This is a genomic window from Aquirufa ecclesiirivi (assembly GCF_011250515.1).
Taxonomy (GTDB): Bacteria; Bacteroidota; Bacteroidia; order Cytophagales; family Spirosomataceae; genus Aquirufa; species Aquirufa ecclesiirivi.
The window spans coordinates 357510-382509 of record NZ_JAANOP010000001.1; the positions used below are offsets into that span (position 1 = coordinate 357510).

At 38.5% G+C, this 25000-nt stretch carries 24 protein-coding genes; 10 read left to right on the top strand and 14 right to left on the bottom strand.

The window, feature by feature from the left end:
* Positions 1 to 141: 141 nt before the first annotated feature.
* Positions 142 to 1053 carry a LysR family transcriptional regulator gene (locus tag G9H65_RS01430; protein WP_166373574.1) on the bottom strand — a complete coding sequence of 304 codons (912 nt, stop codon included), beginning with the start codon at positions 1051 to 1053 and terminating at the stop codon, positions 142 to 144.
* 264 nt (positions 1054 to 1317) lie between these two features.
* Between G9H65_RS01430 and G9H65_RS01435 the strand changes: the two genes are divergently transcribed.
* The 3 genes from G9H65_RS01435 (at position 1318) to G9H65_RS01445 (ending at position 4971) form a co-directional block, all read left to right on the top strand.
* A complete protein-coding gene (locus G9H65_RS01435; protein ID WP_205753213.1) occupies positions 1318 to 2289 on the top strand; it encodes a sodium-dependent bicarbonate transport family permease in 972 nt (323 codons plus the stop codon).
* A 309-nt stretch (positions 2290 to 2598) separates the two neighbouring features.
* On the top strand, positions 2599 to 3366 hold the full coding sequence (locus G9H65_RS01440) for a DUF3050 domain-containing protein (protein ID WP_166373575.1): 768 nt from the start codon (positions 2599 to 2601) through the stop codon (positions 3364 to 3366).
* Between the two features lie 126 nt (positions 3367 to 3492).
* Entirely contained in the window at positions 3493 to 4971 is a 1479-nt protein-coding gene (locus G9H65_RS01445) for an acyl-CoA synthetase (RefSeq protein ID WP_166373576.1), read from the top strand.
* Here G9H65_RS01445 and madM read toward each other — a convergent pair.
* The 4 genes from madM to G9H65_RS01465 form a co-directional block, all read right to left on the bottom strand.
* Entirely contained in the window at positions 4961 to 5716 is a 756-nt protein-coding gene (gene madM, locus G9H65_RS01450) for a malonate transporter subunit MadM (RefSeq protein ID WP_166373577.1), read from the bottom strand. The two genes, G9H65_RS01445 and madM, sit on opposite strands and share 11 nt — an antisense overlap.
* Positions 5713 to 6075 (bottom strand): malonate transporter subunit MadL, encoded by a 363-nt coding sequence (gene madL, locus G9H65_RS01455; protein ID WP_166373578.1) that lies wholly within the window; start codon positions 6073 to 6075, stop codon positions 5713 to 5715. The genes madM and madL overlap by 4 nt, the downstream gene beginning before the upstream one ends.
* A gap of 99 nt (positions 6076 to 6174) precedes the next feature.
* Complete coding sequence (locus G9H65_RS01460; RefSeq protein ID WP_166373579.1) at positions 6175 to 7749, bottom strand: carboxylesterase/lipase family protein; 1575 nt, start codon at positions 7747 to 7749, stop codon at positions 6175 to 6177.
* 21 nt (positions 7750 to 7770) lie between these two features.
* A complete protein-coding gene (locus G9H65_RS01465; RefSeq protein ID WP_235927434.1) occupies positions 7771 to 8067 on the bottom strand; it encodes a winged helix-turn-helix transcriptional regulator in 297 nt (98 codons plus the stop codon).
* Between the two features lie 153 nt (positions 8068 to 8220).
* Here G9H65_RS01465 and G9H65_RS01470 point away from each other — a divergent pair, with 153 nt between their 5' ends.
* Positions 8221 to 9048 carry an alpha/beta fold hydrolase gene (locus G9H65_RS01470; RefSeq protein ID WP_166373581.1) on the top strand — a complete coding sequence of 276 codons (828 nt, stop codon included), beginning with the start codon at positions 8221 to 8223 and terminating at the stop codon, positions 9046 to 9048.
* Between the two features lie 30 nt (positions 9049 to 9078).
* Here the strand turns inward: G9H65_RS01470 and G9H65_RS01475 are convergent, their stop codons facing one another.
* The 5 genes from G9H65_RS01475 to G9H65_RS01495 form a co-directional block, all read right to left on the bottom strand.
* A complete protein-coding gene (locus G9H65_RS01475; protein ID WP_166373582.1) occupies positions 9079 to 9747 on the bottom strand; it encodes a LamG domain-containing protein in 669 nt (222 codons plus the stop codon).
* 16 nt (positions 9748 to 9763) lie between these two features.
* On the bottom strand, positions 9764 to 10855 hold the full coding sequence (locus G9H65_RS01480; protein WP_166373583.1) for a right-handed parallel beta-helix repeat-containing protein: 1092 nt from the start codon (positions 10853 to 10855) through the stop codon (positions 9764 to 9766).
* A gap of 267 nt (positions 10856 to 11122) precedes the next feature.
* On the bottom strand, positions 11123 to 13351 hold the full coding sequence (locus G9H65_RS01485) for a xanthine dehydrogenase family protein molybdopterin-binding subunit (protein ID WP_166373584.1): 2229 nt from the start codon (positions 13349 to 13351) through the stop codon (positions 11123 to 11125).
* 137 nt (positions 13352 to 13488) lie between these two features.
* Positions 13489 to 13929: a nuclear transport factor 2 family protein gene (locus G9H65_RS01490; protein WP_166373585.1), complete on the bottom strand. Its 441-nt coding sequence runs from the start codon at positions 13927 to 13929 to the stop codon at positions 13489 to 13491.
* 33 nt (positions 13930 to 13962) lie between these two features.
* Positions 13963 to 14415, bottom strand: coding sequence for a nuclear transport factor 2 family protein (locus G9H65_RS01495; RefSeq protein ID WP_166373586.1), 453 nt, complete (start codon positions 14413 to 14415; stop codon positions 13963 to 13965).
* A gap of 155 nt (positions 14416 to 14570) precedes the next feature.
* Here G9H65_RS01495 and G9H65_RS01500 point away from each other — a divergent pair, with 155 nt between their 5' ends.
* From G9H65_RS01500 to G9H65_RS01515, 4 genes are all read left to right on the top strand, one after another.
* Positions 14571 to 15485 (top strand): helix-turn-helix domain-containing protein, encoded by a 915-nt coding sequence (locus G9H65_RS01500; RefSeq protein WP_166373587.1) that lies wholly within the window; start codon positions 14571 to 14573, stop codon positions 15483 to 15485.
* Between the two features lie 9 nt (positions 15486 to 15494).
* A complete protein-coding gene (locus tag G9H65_RS01505; RefSeq protein ID WP_166373588.1) occupies positions 15495 to 16346 on the top strand; it encodes an aldo/keto reductase in 852 nt (283 codons plus the stop codon).
* A gap of 72 nt (positions 16347 to 16418) precedes the next feature.
* Positions 16419 to 16880 carry a (2Fe-2S)-binding protein gene (locus tag G9H65_RS01510; protein ID WP_166373589.1) on the top strand — a complete coding sequence of 154 codons (462 nt, stop codon included), beginning with the start codon at positions 16419 to 16421 and terminating at the stop codon, positions 16878 to 16880.
* Between the two features lies 1 nt (position 16881).
* Positions 16882 to 19116 (top strand): xanthine dehydrogenase family protein molybdopterin-binding subunit, encoded by a 2235-nt coding sequence (locus tag G9H65_RS01515; RefSeq protein WP_166373590.1) that lies wholly within the window; start codon positions 16882 to 16884, stop codon positions 19114 to 19116.
* 63 nt (positions 19117 to 19179) lie between these two features.
* On the opposite strand, the gene G9H65_RS01520 is transcribed toward G9H65_RS01515, so the two are convergent.
* Both G9H65_RS01520 and G9H65_RS01525 read right to left on the bottom strand, forming a co-directional pair.
* Positions 19180 to 19941, bottom strand: a complete 762-nt coding sequence (locus G9H65_RS01520; RefSeq protein ID WP_166373591.1) for a hypothetical protein — start codon at positions 19939 to 19941, stop codon at positions 19180 to 19182.
* Between the two features lie 53 nt (positions 19942 to 19994).
* Positions 19995 to 20762, bottom strand: a complete 768-nt coding sequence (locus tag G9H65_RS01525) for a hypothetical protein (protein ID WP_166373592.1) — start codon at positions 20760 to 20762, stop codon at positions 19995 to 19997.
* A 91-nt stretch (positions 20763 to 20853) separates the two neighbouring features.
* On the opposite strand from G9H65_RS01525, the gene G9H65_RS01530 reads away from it, so the two are divergent.
* On the top strand, positions 20854 to 21780 hold the full coding sequence (locus G9H65_RS01530; protein WP_166373593.1) for a helix-turn-helix domain-containing protein: 927 nt from the start codon (positions 20854 to 20856) through the stop codon (positions 21778 to 21780).
* 3 nt (positions 21781 to 21783) lie between these two features.
* Here the strand turns inward: G9H65_RS01530 and G9H65_RS01535 are convergent, their stop codons facing one another.
* Entirely contained in the window at positions 21784 to 22422 is a 639-nt protein-coding gene (locus G9H65_RS01535) for a DUF1801 domain-containing protein (RefSeq protein ID WP_166373594.1), read from the bottom strand.
* Positions 22423 to 22566: 144 nt separating this feature from the next.
* Here G9H65_RS01535 and G9H65_RS01540 point away from each other — a divergent pair, with 144 nt between their 5' ends.
* Positions 22567 to 22932: a Dabb family protein gene (locus G9H65_RS01540; RefSeq protein ID WP_166373595.1), complete on the top strand. Its 366-nt coding sequence runs from the start codon at positions 22567 to 22569 to the stop codon at positions 22930 to 22932.
* A 26-nt stretch (positions 22933 to 22958) separates the two neighbouring features.
* Here G9H65_RS01540 and G9H65_RS01545 read toward each other — a convergent pair whose 3' ends face one another.
* Entirely contained in the window at positions 22959 to 24989 is a 2031-nt protein-coding gene (locus tag G9H65_RS01545) for a glycoside hydrolase family 3 protein (RefSeq protein ID WP_166373596.1), read from the bottom strand.
* Positions 24990 to 25000: the final 11 nt, after the last annotated feature.

Below are 25000 nucleotides of genomic sequence, written 5' to 3' on the forward strand. Positions count from 1 at the left end.
AATAGTTTAATTTTTTTGTTTCGATGTACTAGCCTACTTTGTGGGTCAAATCTCGATCAAAAGACGATAAAGATTTGATGTATTAGTATATTTAATGAAAAAATAATTCAGTAAAGCCAAGCATACTATGTTTGGCTTTCTTTATGTAAAGTACTTTTTAATGATCTGATTCTTATTTTCTAAGACAAATTGCAAATAGGCTTTAGCCACGGCAGAATGTTTTTTACCATGATTCCATACTAATGTCCATTGAGTGGTAATTGGTAAGCCCATTTGAGGAATAATGACTAATGAACCATTTTGTAATTCATTTTTAATTCCAATAATCGGCATGATGGAATATCCAAGGCCTGCCAAGACCGCTTGTTTTACCGCTTCATTGGACATTAATTCAATCTTTTTTTCTACATGAATTTCTTGATGTTGTAAATACGATTCCATGATTTTTCGGGTTCCTGATCCAAGTTCTCTGTAAATCATGGGTAGATTGGAAGCCAATAATTTGGCGTTTTTTTTGGGATTTTGGTCAAGAATTTCAGGTTTTCCCACCAAGTAGAGTTCATTACTTAGTAATTCAAGATATTCGTAATTATGGCCCTCTATGGGAAGAGAAACTAGACTAAAGTCCACTTCATTTTTTTTTAGGTTTTCAAATACTTTCTCCTTATTGCTCACCTCCATGGAGAGTTCAACCCCTTGGTTTTCTTTCAAAAAATCCGTTAAAAAATAGGGAATTACATACTTACCTGTGGAGACGACGGAGATTTTTAAGCGACCGAAAAGTTGGCCTTTAAATGCCTTCATCTTATTATTGATAGCATATACTTGTTCAATAATTTCCTCTGCAGATAAGGCTATTTCTTTGCCAAAATCAGTCAAATAAACTTTCTTTCCTACGATTTCAATCAGGGGTAATTCAAATTGAGATTGGAAATTTTTTATCTGAATTGAAACCGCTGGTTGAGTGAGATTCAGTTCTTCTGATGCCTTAGTGATACTTTTCGTTTGAGCTACTTTGACAAAAATTTGCAATTGATTTAAGGTGTAGTTCATAAATTTATTTTATGTTATTCATTATAAATTTAAATAAATAGTAATGATTTTTTGGTATTTACTTTGCGCCCAGATTAAAATATCGCTTATGAATATCAAAAAATCTTCAGCCATTTTTATTCATTTAATTTCCATTGCCGTTCTACTTTATCTTATCAAATCTGGTTCAGATCCTTTATGGGACAAAGTAGGCATAAGCACTGCGATTCTCATGGAATTGAATTTACTTAGAATTTTACAAGAACAAACTTAAACCACCTTTTGATGATCAATTTTGAACTACTTGTATTTAATCTAACTAACCCCACCTTACTCTTTTTTATTTTAGGGATGCTTGCCAAATTTCTAAAAAGTGATTTGGAAGTACCTGCGGCATCCAAAAGTTTTATAGCACTTTACCTGTTGTTTTCCATCGGTTTTAATGGTGGAACGGAATTAGCGGCTACTGGGATCACAGGAGAAATAGTCAAAAGCCTTGTCTTCGGTTTATGTTTGGCCAGCATAATTCCGGTGTATGCATTTTTTATACTAAGAACAAAACTGAACTCGTATAATGCTGGAGCGATAGCCGCCTCGTATGGTTCTGTTAGTGCCGTGACATTTGTGAGTGCTGTGGCTTTTCTGGAAATGAATCAGATGAAGTTTGGAGGAGAAATGGTAGCCATAATGGCATCCATGGAATTTCCAGCGATAATTATGGGTTTGCTATTGATGAGTTTATTTCCTTCTGAATCACAGCTAGAACAAAGGGAGAAATTTCAATGGAAGAAAACCATACATCATTCTTTAACGAATGGAAGTGTATTGATGATTTTAGGCAGTTTATTGATTGGCTTTGTTTCAGATTCCAATCAAACAGCTGGTATTAAACACTTCACTTCCGATATTTTTAAGGGATTTTTAGCCATCTTTTTGTTGGATATGGGGATGGTTGCGGCTAGTCGGATTGCAGCATTTAGACAGCAGGGTTATTTTGTTTTATTCTTTGCTATACTTCTTCCCTTGTTTAATGGCTCCATGGTAGCTTATATCAGTCAATTCGTCACGGATAATCAAGGGAATCGATTGATTTTTGCGATTTTAGCCGCTAGTGCATCCTATATAGCTGTTCCTGCAGCCATGAGGATGGTAGCACCGAAAGCCGACCCAGGAATATATATTCCCATGGCTTTGGGGGTGACTTTTCCCTTTAATATTACGATTGGAATGCCCATATTTTTCCAATTGATACATTGATGTATTTTCAATAGACTAGTGAAGATTAAGCTTTATTTGAATGCAACCAAGCATCAAATGAAATTGGCAATTTTCTGAAGAGATAAAAATAATCACTTATTAAATCCATGGACAATGTCAATGCAATTTGTTCGTGTAGAGCAATTCTCGGCATTTCAATGATCGATGTCAAAAATATTTTTTAAGGAATTAAAAACCTATCCCTTATCTATATAAATGGGAAGGTCCTCTATTTGAAATAACGGTATTCCTTAAAAATCAGGACTTATTTGTTCAAACAATTTTGACAAGAAAGGCGTTTTCTTCCATATGGAAAATCAATTATTACGCCTAACAAGTGAACTTGAAGGAGAAAGGAATAAACTTTTATCCCACCCGATTTATGCTAAAATTAACGACTTAGCGGGATTACAAAAATTTACCCAAATACATGTATTTGCCGTTTGGGATTTTATGAGTTTGTTGAAATCACTGCAAATCGGTTTAACTTCAGTACAGCTTCCTTGGATTCCTGTGGGTTCGGCCGATACTCGATACTTAATCAATGAAATAGTTTTGGGAGAGGAGTCGGATGTTGATGAACAAGGAAACAGGATTAGTCATTTTGAACTCTATCAGAAAGCCATGATTCAAATGGGCGCATCAACTGAGGCGATTGATCTACTCATTAAAAAAGTACGTGAGGGGATAAATATCCAAGATGCGATTCGAGAAATAGGCTTAAATCCCTATATACAATCATTTTTGGAATATACGTTTGATATAGCTTTGCATGCTCCCATTCATGTGAAGGCAGGGGTTTTTACCTTTGGACGAGAAGATTTAATTCCATCGATGTTTCATCAATTGTTGGAGCGCTTATACACCGAAGTTCCAGAGCAGGTATCTACCTTTCGATATTACATCGAGAGACATATTGAAGTAGATGGCGATCATCATAGCCATTTGGCCAAGGATATGGTCAATCAATTGTGTGGGAAAGATGAAAATAAATGGGAGGAAGTTTTACAGGCTTCTAAAAAGGCCTTAGAAATGCGTAATTTATTGTGGGACGCATACTTCTATTTGAATCACTAATATTAGATCATTATTTTACCTTTCACTTGATGAGCGTGCGAGATTTATTGGATAATTTGTCCTAATTTTAAGCCTATTGAATCTTTTTGATTCAATATCTTATGTATGATTTATCCCGTATAAACTATGTTATATTTTCAACAGAATGCTCGAACATTTGGAGATTCAGTCGCTCTTTTATCTGGCAATTCCACCTACACGTATTCCAAGCTGATTGATCGATCAGAACAAATTGCTGGTGGACTATTGCTGGATCAATCGGACTTAGATGAATCCCCTGTGGCCTATATGGTGGAGCCAGGATTTGCCTATGTATCTTCTCAGTGGGGGATTTGGTTAGCAGGAGGAATTGCAGTTCCCGTAGCATTAGCCCATCCTTTGGATTCCATCAAATACATTCTTCAAGACACAGGAGCTAAGACCTTCATCTGTTCAGCCAGTTTTACACCATTGCTCTCGGACTATTGCCAAGAGGCGGGTGTTCGATTGCTTATTTGGGAAGAAATGCCGCAATCAGATCAAACCCCATTACCTGAAGTACATGTGGATCGGGGAGCTATGATATTGTATACGAGTGGTACCACCAGTCTTCCTAAGGGCGTGTTAAGTACACATCATGGAATAGAAAGTCAAGTTAAATCCTTGGTAGAAGCATGGAATTACACGGCCAATGATCACACGCTTTGTGTCTTGCCTTTGCACCATATTCATGGGATTATTAATGTGATATCTGCCACCTTGTACGTAGGAGGGAAAGTAGAGTTTTTGCCACAATTCTCGCCTGAAGAAATCTTTACTCGATTTAAGCAAGGGGCATTGAATGTATTCATGGCGGTACCTACCATCTATTTTAAGCTTATTGCTTATTTGGAATCATTGAGCGACCGTGAACGAAATGAACTAAAAACGTGCATGCAAGCTTTTCGTCTCATGATATCGGGTTCAGCAGCTTTGCCTGTTTCTGTGATGGAAAAGTGGGAAGTTTTAAGTGGACAGCGCTTATTGGAAAGGTACGGAATGACAGAAATAGGCATGGCTATTAGTAATCCTTATCTAGGAGAGCGACGGGCTGGGCATGTAGGTATGCCATTGCCCAATGTGCAAGTTCGGTTGGTGGATGAAGAAAATGGAGTCGTGGAAGGTCAGCCTGGCGAAATCCAAATTAAAGGGCCAACGGTCTTCAAGGAATATTGGGGAAAAGAAAAAGCGAGCCAAGAAGCATTTACGGAAGATGGCTGGTTTAAAACCGGGGATGTGGCCGAATTAGCGGATGGTTATTATCGAATTTTGGGAAGAAATTCCACCGATATCATTAAATCGGGAGGATATAAATTATCCGCTTTGGAAATTGAAGAAGTATTAAGAACTCATCACAGTGTAGAAGATTGTTCAGTAGTCGGTTTGCCAGATGAAGAATGGGGAGAAATTGTTGCAGCAGCCGTGGTTTTGAAATCCCATAGTAGTACAGATGAATTGAATACTTTTATGCGAAGTAAAATGCCAGCCTATCGCGTTCCTAGAAAGTATGTATTCCTTTCTGAATTACCAAGAAATGCGATGGGTAAGGTGACTAAAAACGACTTGAAAGTATTGTTTATATCATAGCTTTTAAAGCTAAATAAAAGACGCTTGGACAAAGTAGACATCCTAAACCCGTATAAAAAGTAGCGGTTAATGCTCCGTAAGGTACGAGCTTTTGGTCGGTGGCTGCTAAACCTGCGGCCACACCACTCGTAGTTCCAATCAATCCTCCAAATACCATGGCTGCATGTGGATTGTCTAGTTTAATTTTAGTCGCGACCAAGGGGGTAAACACGGTTACTACAATGGCTTTGACTACTCCTGTAGCCACACTTAATGCGATTACATCTGAACTGGCTCCCAAAGCAGAACCTGTTACAGGACCTACAATGAACGTTAATGTTCCAGCCCCAATCGTGGCAAGACTTTCAGCATCCTGATATCCAAAGGCCAATCCTACACAAATTCCTACAACAAACGAAACAACCAAACCCAATGCCAAGGAAATGATACCAGCTTTCCCAGCTTGTATCATGACAGGAAAGCTTACGCCTAAAGCTGTGGATACGATGCAGAAATCTCGGAACATAGAACCTCCTACTAATTTAAAACCACTGAAAAGAGGGAAATCGGCAATTCCTTTTTCTCCACCTGTTATCATCCCTCCATAATAGGCCAACAGTAAACCCAATAAAATGGCAATGGCAGAACCGGGTATTTTTTTACGCAAAAGCCTGGTAGAAATTTGATCAGCGATCAACATAATGATAGCGATGAAGAGAAAACTAGTAATCATACCATTTTTCTCAAAAAAGGAAATGATATTCATGAATGTGTAGTTTTTATGCTCGAAATAAGAGGAACTAAGGCAAAGCCAATGATGACAATAAGGGTTCCTGCTATAATTGGGAGTATGCCGTGATTAAATGCGAGTAGGGCATTTTGACTGGCCGACATAGCTACGATAACAGGGATGTACATATTGCTCCAAAATCCAATTCCTTCATCAAAATTGGATTTGACCCAATGCTTTTTTTGAAAATAGTTATGTAAAAGAACTAGTAGCAACATGGCAAATCCCACACCGCCCACATTGGCTTGAACACCAATCACTTCACCTAAAAAATCTCCAAATAATTGACCTGCTAAATAACTAAAGGCAAGTAAACCTAATCCATAAATGAGCATAAATTTGCGCGCTAAAAAAACGAATATAAGAAATTCCTTGTTGACCGTATACTAAATGTTTGAGCTTATTTTAATGACGACATTCCGATATGTAGCGTTTTAGTTTAAATAGATACGTTGATAAAAGAAGTTTAAGCTGGCATGGTCTGGAATTTTCATTTTTTCTACCTGCTTATCTAATTTAATAATCTCCAGAGAAGTAGCATTAAAAGCTGGCCATATAGGTAATCCTTTGGCATTAGGGTTTCCAGATTTAGCAAAGTTGACCCAATAGGAAGACATCGTATTCGCTAATGCTAAATCTTCTTTTTCCCAAGGTCGATTGACTAAATGAAGCGTATTCAAAGCATAGGGCACTTCACCCGTATGAAAAGCTTTGAACTTTTTATATTCTCCATAAGCAGGGACAACGCGGGTAAATCGATACACATAGACAGGATTTCCATGGTTGCTGTGCAAATTTGCCAAGATATAGTTGGGAGCCCCAAATATCAAATCTCTAGCCAATCTGTTCTGTGAAAGCAAGGCTACTGAGTCGTTGCTGGCAGGATAATGACTTAACAAATCTGAGGCATAATTGCCGTATTGTTTTTCAATATCGGCTTTAAAAGCATCTGCCTTTTTGGGAGGGCCCATCAATAGTCCTTCATCTTCATTCCATCCCGTAAGTAAATGGACTTTATTCTGTTTTTTATGGTTGAAAATCCGTTCTATGCTTTCTGGAAGAAAATAGCCATCCACAATGATGCCACTTCTACTGGGAACTTTTTTGCGTAGTTCTTCAGCCGGCATAGCTCTCATCTGTTCTAAGTTTTGCAAACCTATGTTTTCTAGGGCTTTTTTACCTTGTTCTTCCGCTTCATTAAGCCCTATCAGAGCTTGTTTGGATACCAAAGGATTTCTGGGTAATAAGCCAGCGCCACTTTCAGCAATGGCTTTATGAAAGAGCCCTTTCGCTAATGGAGAAGCCACCAAACTAACTACAGCCATCGAGCCTGCCGATTGACCTGCAATGGTCACATTATTGGGATCCCCGCCAAATTGAGCAATATTGTTTTTTACCCATTGCAAGGCTGCTATTTGATCCAAAAGTCCATAATTCCCAGAAGCATGCTTGGGAGATTCTTTACTTAAATCTGAATGAGCAAAAAAGCCAAAAATTCCCACTCGATAATTGATACTTACATATACAACCCCTTGGGCGGCTAATTTTTCACCATCGTAGATAGGAACAGACGCCCCACCTGAAGAAAAGCCACCACCATGTATCCAAACCATCACCGGTTTTTTATCACTCGTTTTTTGGGCAGCTGTCCAAACATTGAGGTATAAACAATCTTCACTGATGGGCTCTTTAGGAATTAAAAACTCTTCTGACCACATATAAAATGGAGCAGGTGGAGCTTGTATGGCACTGGGGCCAAAAGTAAGACATGATTTTACACCTTCCCATGCCTTTACAGGAGCTGGGGCTTTCCAGCGTAAGTTGCCAATAGGCGGTGCAGCAAAAGGAATTCCTTTAAAAGATTTAATTCCACTTTTTTCGGATTTCCCTTGGATGATACCTGAGGCTATTTTTACGTTGATACTGACAGGTTCATTGGCTAATGTAGATTGTATTCCAAAGAAATAAGAAAGTAGGAAAACGAAGGAAAGTAGTACAGGTTTTTTCATTTGAATGGGCAGTTTTGTGGCTTATTGTAATTGAGTTTCTAGTTGTTTAGCTAAATGGGAATTTCCCCATTTAGCGACTTCATGCATGATTGGTAAAAGGCTTTGTCCTGCCGCGGTTAATTTATATTCCACGCGAGGAGGGAGTTCTTGAAATTCCCTTCGTTCAATCAAAGTCAAAGCTTCTAATTCTTTTAGTTCATTGGATAAAACCTTATTGGAAATTGCCGGCATGAGTTGATTGAGTTTACCAAAACGGAGCGACTTATCGCCTAGGCAATTGATGATGATGGGTTTCCATTTTCCGCCTATGATGGACATGGTTCGGGTGACGGGGCACTGAAGAGGATTATCGATAAAACGCATAGAAAATTTCTAGTTACTTTCAGGTTACTACTATTCACTTTTTCAGTTACTAAAGTACACCAATGGCTGTAAATTTGTGGAAATATTTATCCAATAGCAATATTCAACATGAAAAAATTGTCTAAAACGAAAATCTACCATTTAATATTTTGTTTGTTTGCATCCTCGGTCCTAGCACAAAAATCCGATCGTTATTTCACTACTTCAGACGGCGTTAAATTACATTACACAGTTACAGGACAAGGGAAACCCTTGGTCATTTTCCCAGGCTACACGCAAAGCTCTACTAATTTCGAACCTAATTTGGAGGTAATTGGCATGCGATTTCAAGTGTACTGCTTGGACTATCGTTGGCATGGACTTTCAGAAGATCCAAACTACGGCGTACACATTGAACGCTTTGCAAAAGATGCAAATGAGATGATTGCTGACGCAAAAATTGGCTCCTTTTATCTTTTAGCGCACTCTATGGGCAATACGGTAGCATGGAGCTATTTTGGTTTATTTGGCCAAAAGCAAGTCATCAAATACATATTAGGCGACGAAGCTCCTTGTTTAGTTACAGATCCATCTTGGACGAGCCAAGAAAAAGAGATGTATACGGGCAGCGCGACGGACAAGGATTTGTGGACCGCATGGCGCATGCCAAAAAGCCAACAACAGCCTCCCAAAAACACACGTGAGCTAATGATGGGTAAGTTGTTAACGGAACATTTAGGAAATGATTGGCGGGATATTTTGCCTACGATTCAAGTGCCAACCTTAGCATTAATAGCTGAAAATGGGACGTTTAATAATCAACACCTTTTTGATTATTTCTTGAAGACGATCCGCAAATCCGAATTAAAAGTGATCCCGAATGCGGGTCATGGATATTACGCAACTAATCCGAAGGAGTTCAACGAAATCGTGTTGAATTATTTTTCAAGTAAATAAATAAAGGGGCTAATTATTTAGCCCTTTTATTTAATTATTCGTCACTTTAAAATCTTTGAAGTAACCAATTGTCCCCACTTCCACCCACAAACCAATGCTTCCTCTCGTTGATTTGCCTAACATTTTGTTGACAATGAAATTAGGTGACTTTTGGTTGTTTATAAACAAAGTGACCTTCTCTCCCTGATATTCTAAACGGACATCAATCCATTCGTTTAATCCTATATCCGCATAGGTTTCATATAAGCCATTTGCCTCTTTTCGCAAGCGGCTGAAAGTATAACCAGGATAGGCAAAATATTGAACTGTATGGTTTCTGCGCAGTTGGTCATCAGCTCGACCATTACTTGGGCGCAAATAAATATTCTCAAACATGGAATTCCCCTCATCGATGCGATAGGCCAAACCGATGAATCCTCGTGCTTGTGGGAACGGTGAATCCACTTGAATTTTACTTAACATCTTCACTTCGATGATACCATTTTCGATGTCAGTATTTGCCAACTTAACAAAGGTCGGTCCATCCACAGAGTTCTCAATATTATTGATATCAAAGGGAGATTTGACTAAGTCTCTAGTAACTTCTAAAACTTTTGCTCCGTCTAATTCAACTACTTTAGCAATTGAATTAATGGCGGCAAACTCTTGCATTTCCCAAGTGAATTGCTGACCATATACAGGTGAGGCTAATAATATCATTACGGCAATAAAACCCCTATTTCTCATTTGATGATTTATAAAATAACCCTGCGCCATAAGAAGTACCTAAAGTTCCAGGTTTTAATTGTAAATAATAACGACTTGTTTGGTCTTCCTCGATAGATAAACCGCCTGTTTTTTGAAGGACAAAATCAGAACTATACATCAATTTCTTTGGATCTGCTGGTGTACCAAAATCTTGTGGGCCTCCACCTTGATTCACTAATTGATTATAGCCAATGACCATGGAATTCTGAATTTTGTAGGCATTTTTTGCTTCTTTCTCTAACACCCACAAGACATTGATTCCACTCATGACATTGTTGTAAAATTTGAAGTCTGGTGTTGTAGACCATGTCCAAACGGCTGCACCATAGCTATTCAAAATCAAATTATGATGCATACTTGATTGTTCAGCTGGTGAATTCCACATGACCACCGCATCCTTCACACCATAAAAGACACAATGGTCAACTTCTAATTGTTTTCCATTTGCTAATATACCTAGGTGGTTAGGTAATGCGAATTGATTACCTAGAAATAGGCATTGCGTAACTCGCAAATCACTCAAGTTTTTACCTTCCCAAACGATTGGATAATTTCTAACAAGTACACCTGTTCTAGGTTTCTCATGAACAGGTTCACCTAAAATACGAAGTCCTTGAATTGTAGCATGACTGCTTTCGATTAAAATACCATAGTTTGAACCGCCAGTAATTACTTTCTTCTCATCACGTTCTAGTTTAAATGTCATTGTTGAGACTATTATGGGCATTTTATTGGGTTCCCAAGCTGAACTATCAGGTAAGATCTCCGCACGAATTTCTAAACGATCTTGTTTTGAAAACTCCCACTGTACTGGATTAAATGCTGCGGTTTCTTCAAGTCCATAGGTTCCTTCTGATAATAGTACTTGTATGCTTCCTTTACCCATTAATTTATTAACACGTCTTGCAGCCTCTGTCAAAGATTTTAAAGGAGCCATTCTAGATCCTGCAGCGTCATCTTTTCCTAAGTTTGCATTCACATAGATTATTTCCTTGCTCTGTGCAAGGGCATTATAAGAGGCCATTAAATAGCATAGCCCAAAAATCAATATTTTTTTCATGTTAATTTTTTCCCCAAAACTACATAATCATGGTATGCATTTGTAACCAAAATTGAATTAGTAGTAACCTTCAAGTAACTTGTATTTTCGCCAATTGAAGAAACCTTTACATATTCAAAATGTCAAAATTTGGGTTGATTGGGAATAGAAAATGGATATTTTCTATTATCGAAACGATTTGAAATTATTCTATTAAATTTCGTTCGTAAATTAATGGAATATATCCAAAACAGTTATTAACTCTAATTAAATACGATATTTAAAGACCTATAAATTGTCAATAAAGGGTTGGGTATAATGACGTTTTCCGGTGGCCTTATACAAGGCATTGGCTAATGCAGCAAAGACAGGTGGATAAGCTGGTTCTCCCATACCGCTAGGATCTATTTCATTGTTCACAAAATGGATATTCATGGCTTTGGGAGCCTCATTCATGCGTATCATGCGGTAGGTATCCAAGTTTTTATGTTGTGGTACACCTTGTTCTATTATCATTTTTCCAAATAGAGCTGTACCAATTCCATCCACTACGCCTCCTTCCACCATATTCCTGGCCCCAGTTGGATTTATAACAATCCCACAATCGATGGCAGAATGAACTTTCTGAATGACAGGCATTCCATCTTTCATTTCCAATTCTATGACATTGGCAGCATAGGAATCATGGCAGAAATAGGCAGAAACGCCTACTTTCTTGGTGGATTTAATGTTTTTCCAATCTGATTTTTCTTGGACTAATTTCAATACTCCTGCATATCTTTCAGGCTCGTATTCATTGTTTTTGCCAACCGGTTTTTCGGCTGCTCGCTGGAGTAATTCCAAACGAAAATCGATGGGATCTTTTCCTGCTAGCTCGGCTACTTCATCCAAAAAGGATTGTTCGGCTGCCGCCATAAAATTGGAGCGTGGTGCTCGGAAAGAACCTACGGTAATATTGGAATCTATCGTCCATTCTTCGGCTAAATAATGATCTACGGCACCCGCTGGAAAGCGGTTAGGATATAGTGGCGATTCGGGAATTCCTCCTGCTTTTACATGGAAAGCAATCAGGTTATTTTGTGCATCTAATCCAGCCTTGTAAGTAGCGGAATAGGTAGAACGATATACTCCAGAAGTCATATCGTCTTCTCGGGTATATTGTAATTTAACGGGGGCTTGCACTTTTTGAGAAATGAGCGCAGCTTCTATCATCCAATGCGCATAAGAGCGTTTGCCAAATCCCCCGCCTAAACGAGTCATTTTGACATTGATTTTATCCAGAGGTAAACCTATTCGAGCAGATAAAGATTGTTCGGTTAATTCAGGTTTTTGAAGTGGCCCAGATAAATTCGCAGAATCAGCTTTGACATCCGCAAAAAAGTTCATGGGCTCCATGCAATTATGGGCTAAATAAGGCCCATAATAGGTTTTTTCTATGATTTTTGTTGCCTGTTTAAAGGCCGCCTCTACATCTCCATCTTTTCGTCTGACCGTGGCAATTTGTTCTTTTTTAGCCGCCATTTGTGCGATATGTTGGCTCGTATTTTCTAGTCCAGCCGGAATATTTTCGACCGTTTTGCGGCCTAGCATATTTCTGTTTTGAGTATAGCCTTTAGTTTCCTGCCATTCCACTTGCAAGGCTTTTTTGGCTTGCATAACTTCCCAAGTAGAATTCCCTACAATGGCCACAACTTGGTTAAAACTAAGGGTATCAAAAAAGGACTTTTCATAGCCATCTTTAAAAACCTGGATGGGGAAAATATCCTTGATGCCTCTCATTTTTCGTACAGAGGAGTCATTGATGATCGATTTTAATTCCAAACCGAAGGCAGGAGGATGAACAATCATGGCATAGAGCATGCCTTTTACTTGGGTATCAATACCAAATACAGGCTGACCAGTGACAATCTTTTGTAAGTCTACATTTGGTTTGGATTTCCCTATGATGGAAAAATCTTTGACCGATTTTAAGGGTGTATTTTGAGGAATATTGATTTGGGCAGCAAGACCAGCGAAATCTCCATATTTGGCAGATTTACCACTTTTTTTATGATGTAAAATACCAAGAGAAGTACTTATTTCTTCTACGGGTATTTGCCATTGTTTGGCTGCGGCTTCCATTAGCATCCTACGGGCCGTAGCACCCGCTTGTCGGAGAGGCATCCATCCTTGATGAATAGCTTGACTACCTCCGATGTATTGTCTTGTAAAATGTTTGGTATCTAAATCCGCTTGAATCACTTGCACCTGTTTCCAATCTACATCCAACTCTTCCGCTACAATCATGGGCATGGAGGTTTTTACCCCTTGACCACCTTCTGGATTGGGTGACATGATTTGGATGATATTGTCTGAGGTGATTTTTACAAAACCGTTTATTTCATGTAGCGTTCCTGAACCAGCTTTCGAGGTATTTCCGGAAGAGGCAAAACTGGAAAAATAGCTAAAACTTAACATGAACCCACCACCACTTAAAGCGGCAGATTGTATAAAGGATCTACGGTTTAGTTTTTTCATGATAAAAATTGGGTGAATTCTTAAGAATCCAAGGTAATGTAATCTGGTGAGTAACGCTTAATTCAAACCTTTATTTTTAAGAAATGCATGTAACAGCTCGGCTATTTCTAGATTGTTCAAATCAGAATAGTGAAAGTTTAATTCGTGGTATTCAGCTTAGTGAAGGAAAGAGACCCTAATTTCCAAGCACCGTTTTGTTTCACATATACTTCTGTTACTTCAAAAGGATTGGTCACTTCATTTCCTCCAACTGCAGCTAGTAAAGTTATTCGGTTCAATAAAATGGCAGTGGAATCAATGATATTTACCGACACAGAATGTATATCAGCTTTTTTATAATGTATCATCCCGTCTTTAATGATGTTCACCTCTCTATCTTTTCCCCAGCTTCCACCCATGTGAACAAAAACAGATTTTTCATGGAAAAGTTGACTCAATTTATTGGCATCTTTATCCGCCATCCATTGCCATTTGTCTTTGGATAGTTGGATAATCTCTTGTTTGGCAGCAGAATTTTGAGCCAACATTCCTATACTAGCGGTTAGGATTAATAGTAAAGAAAACAGGGTGTTTTTCATGATATTTGATTTAAAATTAAGGGGTAAATGAACTTATTGTTTGATTTGATGCGTTTCCCGAACACTACTAAATGTCAATGCTAGCAGTTTCCAACCTTGACCATTTTTTTGATAAACTTCTGTTACTGTAAATTCAGTTACGGCAACTTGCTCTCTCACTACCGCATCTAAAGTTATCCGATTCCATACAATGGCAGTATTACCAAAAAGTTCAACGGCTGTTTCTTTAACAGTAGCTTTTTTATACCAAATTCTACCTGTTTTGATGATATCAAGTTCTTCCTCTTTTTTCCAGGTACCACTCATGTGAACAAATTTGGATTTAGCATCAAATAAGGCGTCTAATTTAGTGACATCTTTGTCAGACATCCATTGCCATTTATCATGGGAAAGTTTAATTAGAGTTTGCTCTTCACTACTTTGTTGCGCCACACCCATCTGAATGAAAAATAAGGCAAAAACGAAAGTTAGGATAGTCGATTTCATGTGATTTAGGAGCTACGATTTTAAACAAATGTCTAATTAATATTTTTTACCTAGGTAGATAAACTACTCTATTTTCTACCATTTTTACTCATTCTACTAATTTGTGGAATCAGCTACAAGTGAAATAATTACATTTGGAACAAAATTTGAAACTCATGGAAAAAGTAGTAGCCCTTAATCAAATTAGTGAGTACAATGCAGCGAATAATCATACCACACTCCACCCTTTAGTGAGTGTTATTGATTTTTCTAAGGCAAGTGTACGCGATTGGGGCCAATCCGTAAATCGTGTCAAATTTCAATACGGTTTATATTGTATTTATTTGAAAGATGTCAAATGTGGTGATATTGTGTACGGTCGACATACCTATGATTACCAAGCCGGAACCTTAGTTTTTTTTGCTCCAGGTCAAGTTTCTGAATTTGAGCCCCCCTCAGAACCTTACCAGCCTAAAGGTTATGGACTGGTTTTTCACCCTGATTTAATTCATGGAACGGCTCTTGCCAAAGCATTACCGATGTATCATTTTTTTAGTTATCAATCCAACGAAGCATTGCACATTTCGGATGCGGAAAGACAAGTTGTATTGGATTGTCTGTCCAAGATTGAATTTGAATTAAATCAAACCATAGATAAGCATAGCAAAAAATTGATTACTGCCAATATTGAATTGTTTTTGAATTATTGCGAGCGCTTTTATGACCGCCAATTTATTTCCAGAGAACATGTCAATCTAGGTGTTTTAGCCAAGTTTGAAGAGTTGTTAAATACGTATTTCTTGTCGGAAAAGCCTCAAAATTTGGGTTTACCTTCTGTGGCATATTTTGCGGATGAATTACACCTTTCTCCAAACTATTTTGGGGATTTAATTAAAAAAGAAACAGGAAAATCAGTTAAGGATTTGATTCAAAACAAGCTCATTGATATCGCCAAAGAGCGTATTTTTGATGGCGAAAAATCCATTAATGAAATAGCCCATGATTTAGGGTTCAAATATCCTCAACATTTTACTCGGGTATTTAAGCAACATGTAGGAAACACCCCTTTGCAATACCGCCATCTGAACTAAGTATTTTATATGGAGTATGTTGAATTAAATAATGGAGTGAAAATGCCCATCTTGGGTTTTGGAGTATTCCAAATCGCCGATGCATTCGCTTGTGAAAAATGTGTCAGCGAAGCCTTGGATTTGGGTTATCGTTCCATTGATACTGCCGCATCTTATGGAAACGAAGCAGCGGTGGGTTTGGCCATTAAATCTTCTGGTGTAGCCCGACAAGACCTTTTTATCACCACCAAACTTTGGATTCAAGGAAATGGATATGAAGGTACTTTAGCAGCCTTTGAAAAATCCATGCAAAAACTGCAGCTTGATTACCTCGATTTATACTTAATTCATCAGCCTTATGGCGATGTATTTGGAGAATGGCGTGCCATGGAAAAGTTGTACCATGAGGGGCGAATCCGTGCGATTGGAGTCAGTAATTTTCAGCCCGATCGGATTGCAGATTTACTGAATCATACGGCGGTTGTTCCGGCTATCAATCAAGTTGAAACGCATCCATTTCAGCAGCAAATTGCGAATCAACAATTTCTGCAAGAGCATCAAATTCAAATGCAATCTTGGGGACCATTTGCCGAAGGAAAAAATGGGATGTTTGAAAATCCGCTACTAGCGGCCATGGCTCAAGCTCATGGGAAATCCATCGCCCAGATTATTTTGCGTTGGCTGATTCAACGGGGAATAGTCGTTATTCCAAAAACCGTTAATCGAAATCGCATGGAAGAGAATTTTCAAATTTTTGATTTCAGTTTGACAGAAGGAGAAATGGAAATGATTCAGACATTGGATACCAAAACGAGCTGCTTTTTTGATCACCGAGACCCAGCCATGGTTAAGTGGTTGGGAACAAGGAATATAGAACATTAAATTGTTTCAGTGGTGTATTTTTTACACCGCCTAATTGAATACATTTGTACACCTTTTTATAAATATCAAACCATGATAAAGAAATTCACCTTACGGATTAACAAGAAATCCCACACGGTAGAGGCAGATGAAAACATGCCGCTATTGTGGGTACTTCGAGATGTATTAGACTTAAAGGGAACCAAGTATGGATGTGGGGTAGGTTCCTGTGGAGCGTGTACGGTACATTTAAATGGTATCGCAGTACGTTCATGTCAATTGCCTATTTCAGCATTGGCCAATCAGAATATCACGACCATTGAAGGACTTGCTGAAAAGGGAGATCATCCAGTTCAAAAGGCATGGTTGGATGTTGACGTAGTGCAGTGTGGTTATTGCCAATCTGGTCAAATCATGAGTGCGGCTGCTTTATTAAAAAGCAATCCTAATCCTAGCGAGGAAGATATCGACAATTTTATGTCAGGGAATATTTGCCGCTGTGGAACTTATACGCGTATTAAAAAAGCCATTCAACAAGCAGCAGCCAAGAAATAATATGAAAAAGACAGATAACACATATAGCAGACGCTCGTTCTTGAAAGTTTCTTCGCTTTCGGGTGGTGGATTTATGTTAGGAATCTCTTGGTTGGCTAGTGCAAAACCAGAAGAAAATTTGGCAGCATTGAATGTTGAACCCATTTGGCAAGAGTTGACTAGTTATATTAAAATCACTCCAGAAAATGTGATTAAGATTTTTTCACCTAACCCAGAGTTTGGACAAAATGTAATGACTTCCATGCCCATGTTGATTGCGGAGGAATTGGATGTTGATTTTAAAAGCATTGTCGTAGAACAAGCCAGTTATAATCCGGCACTTTTCAACCGTCAATTTACGGGAGGTAGTCAGTCGATCCGCTCGGCTTGGAAGCTTTTACGTACGGCAGGGGCATCGGCCCGACAAATGATTTTGACGGCAGCTAGTCAAGCTTGGAATGTGCCTGTTTCTGAATTGACAACATCCAAAGGCCAAGTAAAACATGCGGCAAGTGGTAAATCAGGAACTTATGGATCTTTCGCTACTGCGGCATCCAAATTACCGGTACCTAAGGACATCGTTTTAAAAGCGAATAAAGGATTTAGACTTTTGGGTACTCCACAGAAAAATGTGGAAGGACCTAAAATTGTTCATGGACAACCTTTGTTTGGTATGGATTATAAAGAGGCGGGAATGCTCATCGCCATGACTGAACGTCCACCTGCTTTTGGTATGCGTTTGAAATCCTTTGATGCTACAGCAGCCAAAAAAATGCCAGGTATTGTGGATGTATTTACCATTCAGGTTTATGAGCCCACTCAAAAATTGGCCATGTTTGATACACGTTCCTTCAATGAGGTCATAGCGGTGGTGGGTAAAACCACTTGGGATGTGATGAATGCCCGCAAAAAGCTGAATGTGGTTTGGGAAAATGCACCAGATACCAAGGAGATTATAAATAACCGAGAGACTGTTGTTCCTGGAGGCTTGGAAAGTACGTCTAAACACTATGCAGATATGTTGGCCATGGACAAAAAACCAGGCCGCGTGGAGCGCAAGGATGGTGAACCAGAGAAGGCTTTTGAGGTAGCAAAGCATGTGATTGAACGTACCTATACTGCACCTTTTTTGGCTCATAATATCATGGAGCCGACGAACACTTTTGCACATTTTCAAGGAAATAAAGTGAGGTTTGTGGCACCAATCCAGGGGCCAGATTTTATTGCCAATACCATTGCAACGCGTTTGGGGATACCTAAAGAAAACGTGGAGATACAGTTGGCTCGAATGGGTGGAGGATTTGGTCGTAGGGCATATGGACATTACATGGTAGAGGCTGCTTTGATTTCCAAACAAGCCAATGCTCCAATTAAATTGGTTTACAGTCGAGAAGACGATGTGAGCGGAGGTATTTATCGCCCTACGTACCAATTGACCTATCGCGCGGCCTTTGATGAAAATAAGCGTTTAACAGCGATGCACATTAAGGGTGGAGGTATTCCTGAATCGCCTTTACACGCGAATCGTTTTCCGGCGGGGGCATTAGATAATTATATGGCTGAAAGCTGGTCGATTCCTTCCAACATTACCATTGGTGCATTTCGTGCACCTCGCTCGAACTTCAATGCAGCGGCTGAGCAGTCGTTTTTAGATGAGGTTTCCGAGTATATGGGCAAGGATCCAATCGCATTCCGTTTGGAATTATTGCAAAGAGCCAAAGACAATCCTGTAGGGAAAAACAATGATTATGATGCGGCTCGCTACATGGGTGTGTTGGAGTTAGTACGCGATAAATCAGGATGGGGAAAGCCAGAGAATGCTAATAAAAAGCGTGGAGTGTCGGCTTATTTCTGCCACAATTCCTATGCAGCTCAGGTGATTGACCTTCGAGTGAAAGATGGGCAAGTCATTGTAGACCAAGTAACTTCTGCCGTAGATTGTGGAGTAGTGGTGAACCCAGAAGGAGCCAAAAATATGGCTGAAGGTGCGGCTATTGATGGTATTGGAAATGCCTTGTTTGGCAACTTAAGTTTAACTGATGGCCGGACAGATCAAAAGAATTTTGATACGTATCGCATGATTCGTCACAATGAGGCACCAAAGAAAATCGATGTGCATTTTGTGGCCAGCGAAACGGATCCAACAGGCCTAGGAGAGCCGCCTTTCCCACCTATTTTTGGAGCCATGGCAAATGCAATTTACAAGGCAACAGGTAAGCGATTGTACAAGCAGCCTTTTGGGGATCAGTTATCGTAAGTAAAGAATCAGAAAATTTCAATCAGCACATCCTTAGTTGTGCTGATTTTTTTATGATTATGCTTAGTTAATTCGTCTAAACTGGTGATTAAAATTATAGTTTAATCCGACGCTCCAAAGCAAGTCATCACCCGCTAAAGCAGAACGAAGTTTTTTGCTAAAAATAGTCGTTAAAGTAAAAGGACTTTTTTTCTTAGAAAGGACCAATGAACCACTCATGTAAGTGCCATCCAAATCATCCATTTTAAGGTAGAAAAACTGAGGAATAATAGTTGCTTGCCAGTTTTTATGCAAAGAAAGATTGGAGAAAACAGTTTTAAATGCTACAAAAGTCGTGCTTTGAGTCACATCTTTTGTTAGGCCAGTGGAACCTAAATAACTAATTCCAAAAGCTATATTTTTGTGAACGGATAGGGTTGGAGTTGCTTCCCAAGCAAAGAATCGTTGTGCTTTTAAATAGCTGGTATTAACACCATTAATATTCGCTTCTTCTGAACGAAAAACAAAGGCTGGATGAGCGCCTACGCTCATTTTAAAGTTTTTTTGTTGGATAGCTTTATAGCGCCACCAAAATATAAATGCCCAGGGTTTTCCATCCATTCCAAAGCGGAACATCGGATCAAAGCTCAAGCGACCTTTACCAATGGATAAATCAAATAATACAGCTGGTTTACCTAAAGAAAAAGAGGGTATTAAAGACACGCCATTATTGGTGGCGGTAATTTGACCAGAAAAAAAAGAAGGTACTTTGGTCGTATCCGTTTGAGCGAATAAATGGTTAACACCTACTAGGAACACTAGCAAGAGCGTGGTTTTAAATTTCATGGGGATGAATTAAAGAGAAATACAAAGGTCTATATTTTTTTACTAAAATGAAATTAGGGGCTTATTTTACCCCCTTTTAACGGATATACTAGTTTGATGTTCCATAAAAAGGGCTTGGATCCTTCTACTTGGGATTCAAAGGTTTTGTTCATGGTAGATTTAAAAATGATGGGAAAATTTTGCCAAGCGAGACTTATTTCCGTGGTTAAATAATAGCCATCATGACCGTCGATATTGAGGTAGTACAATTGCGGAGTAATGCCCAAGGTTGCTTTTTTACTCAGTTTAATTTGGGATATGTCGGTAAATAAGGTGACAAAGTGAAGGGTATGTAATGTGCCAGCATTGATACCATTTGACCTTAGAAAGTAGATACCCATGTTTAGATGCTTAGATACTTGGTAACGAGGAAATAATTCTAACACAAAATATCGATCTGTTTTTTGAATTTGTAGAGAATCTTTCGTGCTAGGAATGGGCATACTTACATAATTGAGACCCAAATGTGTTCCCACGTTCATATTGAATTTTGATTGATTAGGGCTTAGCTTATATCGAAACCAAAATAGGGAATACCAGGGTTTAGCATCCAATGAAAAAGCCATTTCTGGATCAAAACTGAACCTTCCTTTGGAAATAGACATATTAAATACTGTAGCAGGCCTTTCCAAAGAAAAGGAAGGGACAATTGAAATACCATTGTTCGTGATCCCAACGGAACCATTAATTTGGGTAGTTTTTTGATGTTGTAACTCTTGAGAAAAAGTATGTAGGGATGGTGTCAAGAATAAACAGATCAGATATATACCTGCTTTTTTCATTTCTATTAAATTTGCTTTAAATTGTAAAATTAGCCCATTTTCTTAGGTAGAGGATTATACATTTTACGGAAATGCTTACCATTTTAACCTTATGGAAGAAAAGATCAAGGATACAGAAATTGCCATCAGGAATTTGGACTCGGTGGATTCATTTAATAAGTACAATGAGCATTCTACCATAAATCCATGGATAAGCATCATCGATTTTTCGAAATCTAGTCCAAAATGCCGCGAATGGATGCGCATGGGATTTTATTGCATCATGTTGAAAGATATACATTGTGGTGATTTGAAATACGGCATTAGCCAATATGACTACGATGCAGGCACGCTCTTGTTTTTTGCTCCCAATCAGATTTATAAAGTAGACAAAGTAGGAAGCATGACTGTACCCCAAGGTTTATGTCTGGTATTTGATGAAGAATTAATTCGAGGAACTTCGTTACAGAAGCAAATTCATGCATATTCCTTTTTTTCTTATGAACATAATGAAGCCTTACATGTAGACGAAGAAGAAAGGAAAAATGTAGTGGAAATTTTGGCTAAAATTAATCGAGAAATTAATCCTGAATTAGACCATTTAAATAAGAAATTAATTGTAACCAATATCGAGTTATTATTAGATTATTGTAGTCGATATTATCAAAGGCAATTCACCAGTAGACAGCCCCTGCATCAACTCATTTCTGATAAATTTTCAAATTTGGTGCGTGAATTTTTAATATCCAGTAAATCAGCTGATTATGGATTACCAACGGTCAATTATTTTGCGGATAAATTGCATTTATCGGCTAATTATTTAGGAGATATTATTAAGAAAGAAACACAACAAACGCCAATTGAAATTATGCATCAAATGATGATCAATCAGGCGAAAGAATTATTGCATGATTTTGAGAAAAATATTAGTGAAATTTCTGATCAATTAGGCTTTACTTATGCGCCACATTTTACCCGATTTTTTAAGAATAAAATGGGAGTTAGTCCTAAAGAATATCGGCGGAATTTGATTCGATGAATTTTACCTCGCATGTTTATGCGAACCATCACAAGTAGGCATTTTTTGGGAAAGTCCACAAATGCAATCACCTAGTCCTTTGCCCATCAGGATGCGATTTTTGTTTTTTTCTATTCGTGCTATTCGAGTAGCCTCTTGTTTTGCTTCGGCAAAATGCGTCAAATACATTCTTTGTCTACCTGGAGTTAATCTTGCAAATGCTGTTTTTAGAGCTTCATCCTCTTCCAAGGCTCGTTGAAACTCCTCCGGAACCGCATATTCCTCAATTTTTTTTAAGGGCACTTTAGCCCCTGATTTTTCTACTTCAATCGCTTCTTGAATATAAGCTTTTATCAAGGTTTCTTTAGAAAGGATATCATCCAAATGGGTGAATCGAATTTGTCGGCTCGACTGCGTATTTTCACCAGGTTTACTAAATATTTTGCCAGTATCTGTTAGGAGAACACCCTTAAAAAACATGATAGCAAAGTATTCTTTGAAACCTTGTAGTATAACTAAATTCGATTTTTCATGTGAATAGCAGGGAGAGCTCCATTTCAAATCTTCTTCTAAGCCCATCTCCAATAGCAAACTTCTTAATAAGCTCAATTCCGCTTGCCATTTGTCTAGTTTTACCAGAAATGCATCTACTTTGGGGCTCATAGCTCGGTTATTTTTTGATAAATGTAAAATATTTTTTTATTACTCTAAGTAGATTATGTTCTGGTCGATAAAATTCAAGAATAGGTCGAGTAAGATACTCTATTCCAACACCTAACATTATTTTCGTGCATTAAACCCTTATATATGAGATCTATTTACACCTTTTTTTTTATAATTAGTTGTGTTTCCGCTTTTGCACAGATTAAACAAAAACCCTTGAAACATGTGGTTACAATTACATTTAGTTCCAATGCCACAGAGGCTCAAATTCAAGAAGTAGACCGTTCTTTTATGTCATTGAAAAAATTGAAAGTAGTTCAGGCCTATGAATGGGGAGTGGCTGTTAATCAAAAAGACCAATCCATAAAACAGCATGTTTATGTCTTTACATTCAATAGTTTGGAGGACATGGACACCTATGCCAAATCAAAAGAACACCAAGCTCATATCCAAGTAGGTGCTGATATTACAGCAGGAGTAAGCGCTGTTGATTATTTTGAAGAAAAGTAAAAAGGGCCATTGAGCCCTTCTCTATTTTATTTATACGATAATCCATGCCCAAATGGGAATAATCCGTAATTGGGTCCTTCCATGTAGCCAGGAACATCCGATTTATTTTCCTCTACCGCTTTCATGTTGATCGGAGTAGTAAATGGCATTTTTCCAGTAGGATTGTATTTGCCTGTCACAATGTCCAATAAGGCTTCTTGCGTAGTACCAAAAGTAGCCAGAATGGATTTTGTTTTCCCTTTGTCAATTTCTTCGATGACCCAGGGATTCGTATAATTGATTGCCACAATGGTCGGCTTGCTGTTGATTAATTCATTAACATGATTTACATCGATTCGATTAGCCGATAATCTCAAATCGATTTTGGTGCCTTGAGAACTGAATAATCCTCCACCATTGGGTATTAACCAAACTAAAATAACATCGGCTTCGTCCTTATTGGATACAAATTCCACATCGGGATATTGTGGTTTAGCCACTTTGATGATATCAGCATTTCTTCCTGTATTGAAATAGGTTTCAAAGTATACCTTGGTCTTCTTTTTAATGGGTAAAATTTGTTCCTCATTTCGAAGTAAAACAATGGATTTACGCAAGGCTATATTGGCCAAATCAGTGGAGGCTTTATTTCCAATAATTTGTTTGGCTTCTTCTACATCTACATATGGGTTTTCAAATAAACCGAGTTCAAATTTTTCTTTCAATAATTTGGTTACCGACTGATTGATTCTTTCTTCAGATACCATCCCTTTCTTTACTGTTTCTAGTAAAGTGCTGGGATTCGCTGCTCCTGAAAATACATCCACGCCGGCATTTAAAGCTTTTTGGTAGCGTTCTGTTATACTCAAATTTTCTACTCCCCAAGGCATCATTTCAATAGGCCCAGTATCCGAATTGATGATGCCATGAAAGCCCAATTTCTCTTGAAGTAAATCGTTGATCATCGCTTTATTAAATGAGAAACCTACTTCCTCAAACTCTTTACCTTTAGGGGCAGAATAGTAGGGCATGATCGCTGAAGTACCTGCTGCAATGGCCGCTTTAAATGGCTTTACATGGTAATCAAACATGCCTCCAGGATAATGGGCAAATTTTCCCCAATCAAAATGAGAATCTTGTCCATCTACTTGAGGGCCGCCTCCAGGGAAGTGTTTGGTGGTCATGGCCACGGATTGAGCCCCTAATTTTTTACCTTGAAAACCTACAATGATTTCTTGAATCATGCGCGAGGTTAAATCAGCATCCTCACCAAAGGTGCCTTCTACACGCTGCCAGCGTGGTTCCGTGGCTAAGTCGGCCATGTACATATAGCCTTTTCTCAGACCTACAGCTCGCCATTCTTTGGAAGCAATCTCTGCAAATTGACGCGTCAAGGTAAAGTCTCTCATGGCAGCCAAACCTAATTCCCCAGGCCATTTTGAAAATGCGGTTACTCCTACACTTAAACCTACAGATGCATCGGTGGTTACATGATTTCTTGGATTAGAAGCCACAATGGCTGGTATTCCTAGTCGTGTATCCTCACACAAGGCTTGGAGATTGTTGGCCCATTTTGCCATGATTTCAGGCGCGGCATTAGCTCTTAAAATAAAGTGCCGCAAGTGAAGTTGACGTACCCCTTTGGTGGTTCCAGCCGCTGCCATATTTGGCGCACTTAGGGGCTTTCGGGTAAACATATTGGTATTTTGAATCAGATCTTCTTCATTGAAACCATCGTTGATGGGTGTAGCTGGTCCTGCGGCTGGTGCTCCTCCAAAGACATTGTCGCCACCCATACGTGTGGTGCTAATCAACATAAAACCCACCTTTTCTTCTAAGGTCATTTGCGAAACTAAATCCTTTATTCTCTCCGAAATAGGTAATCGCCAATCCTCGTAGACATCTAGCTTTTTGTTTTTATTCAGGTCTTTGAAAGACAGATTTTGAATGCGTAGGATTTCTACGTTTCGGCTACCTAAATTAGGTTGAGCTGTTTTCTGCTGAGCAAGGATATTGGTAAAAGACAAAACAGTTAATAGACTTGCTATTACTTGTTTTTTGGGGAATTTGTTTGACATATGAATGGGCT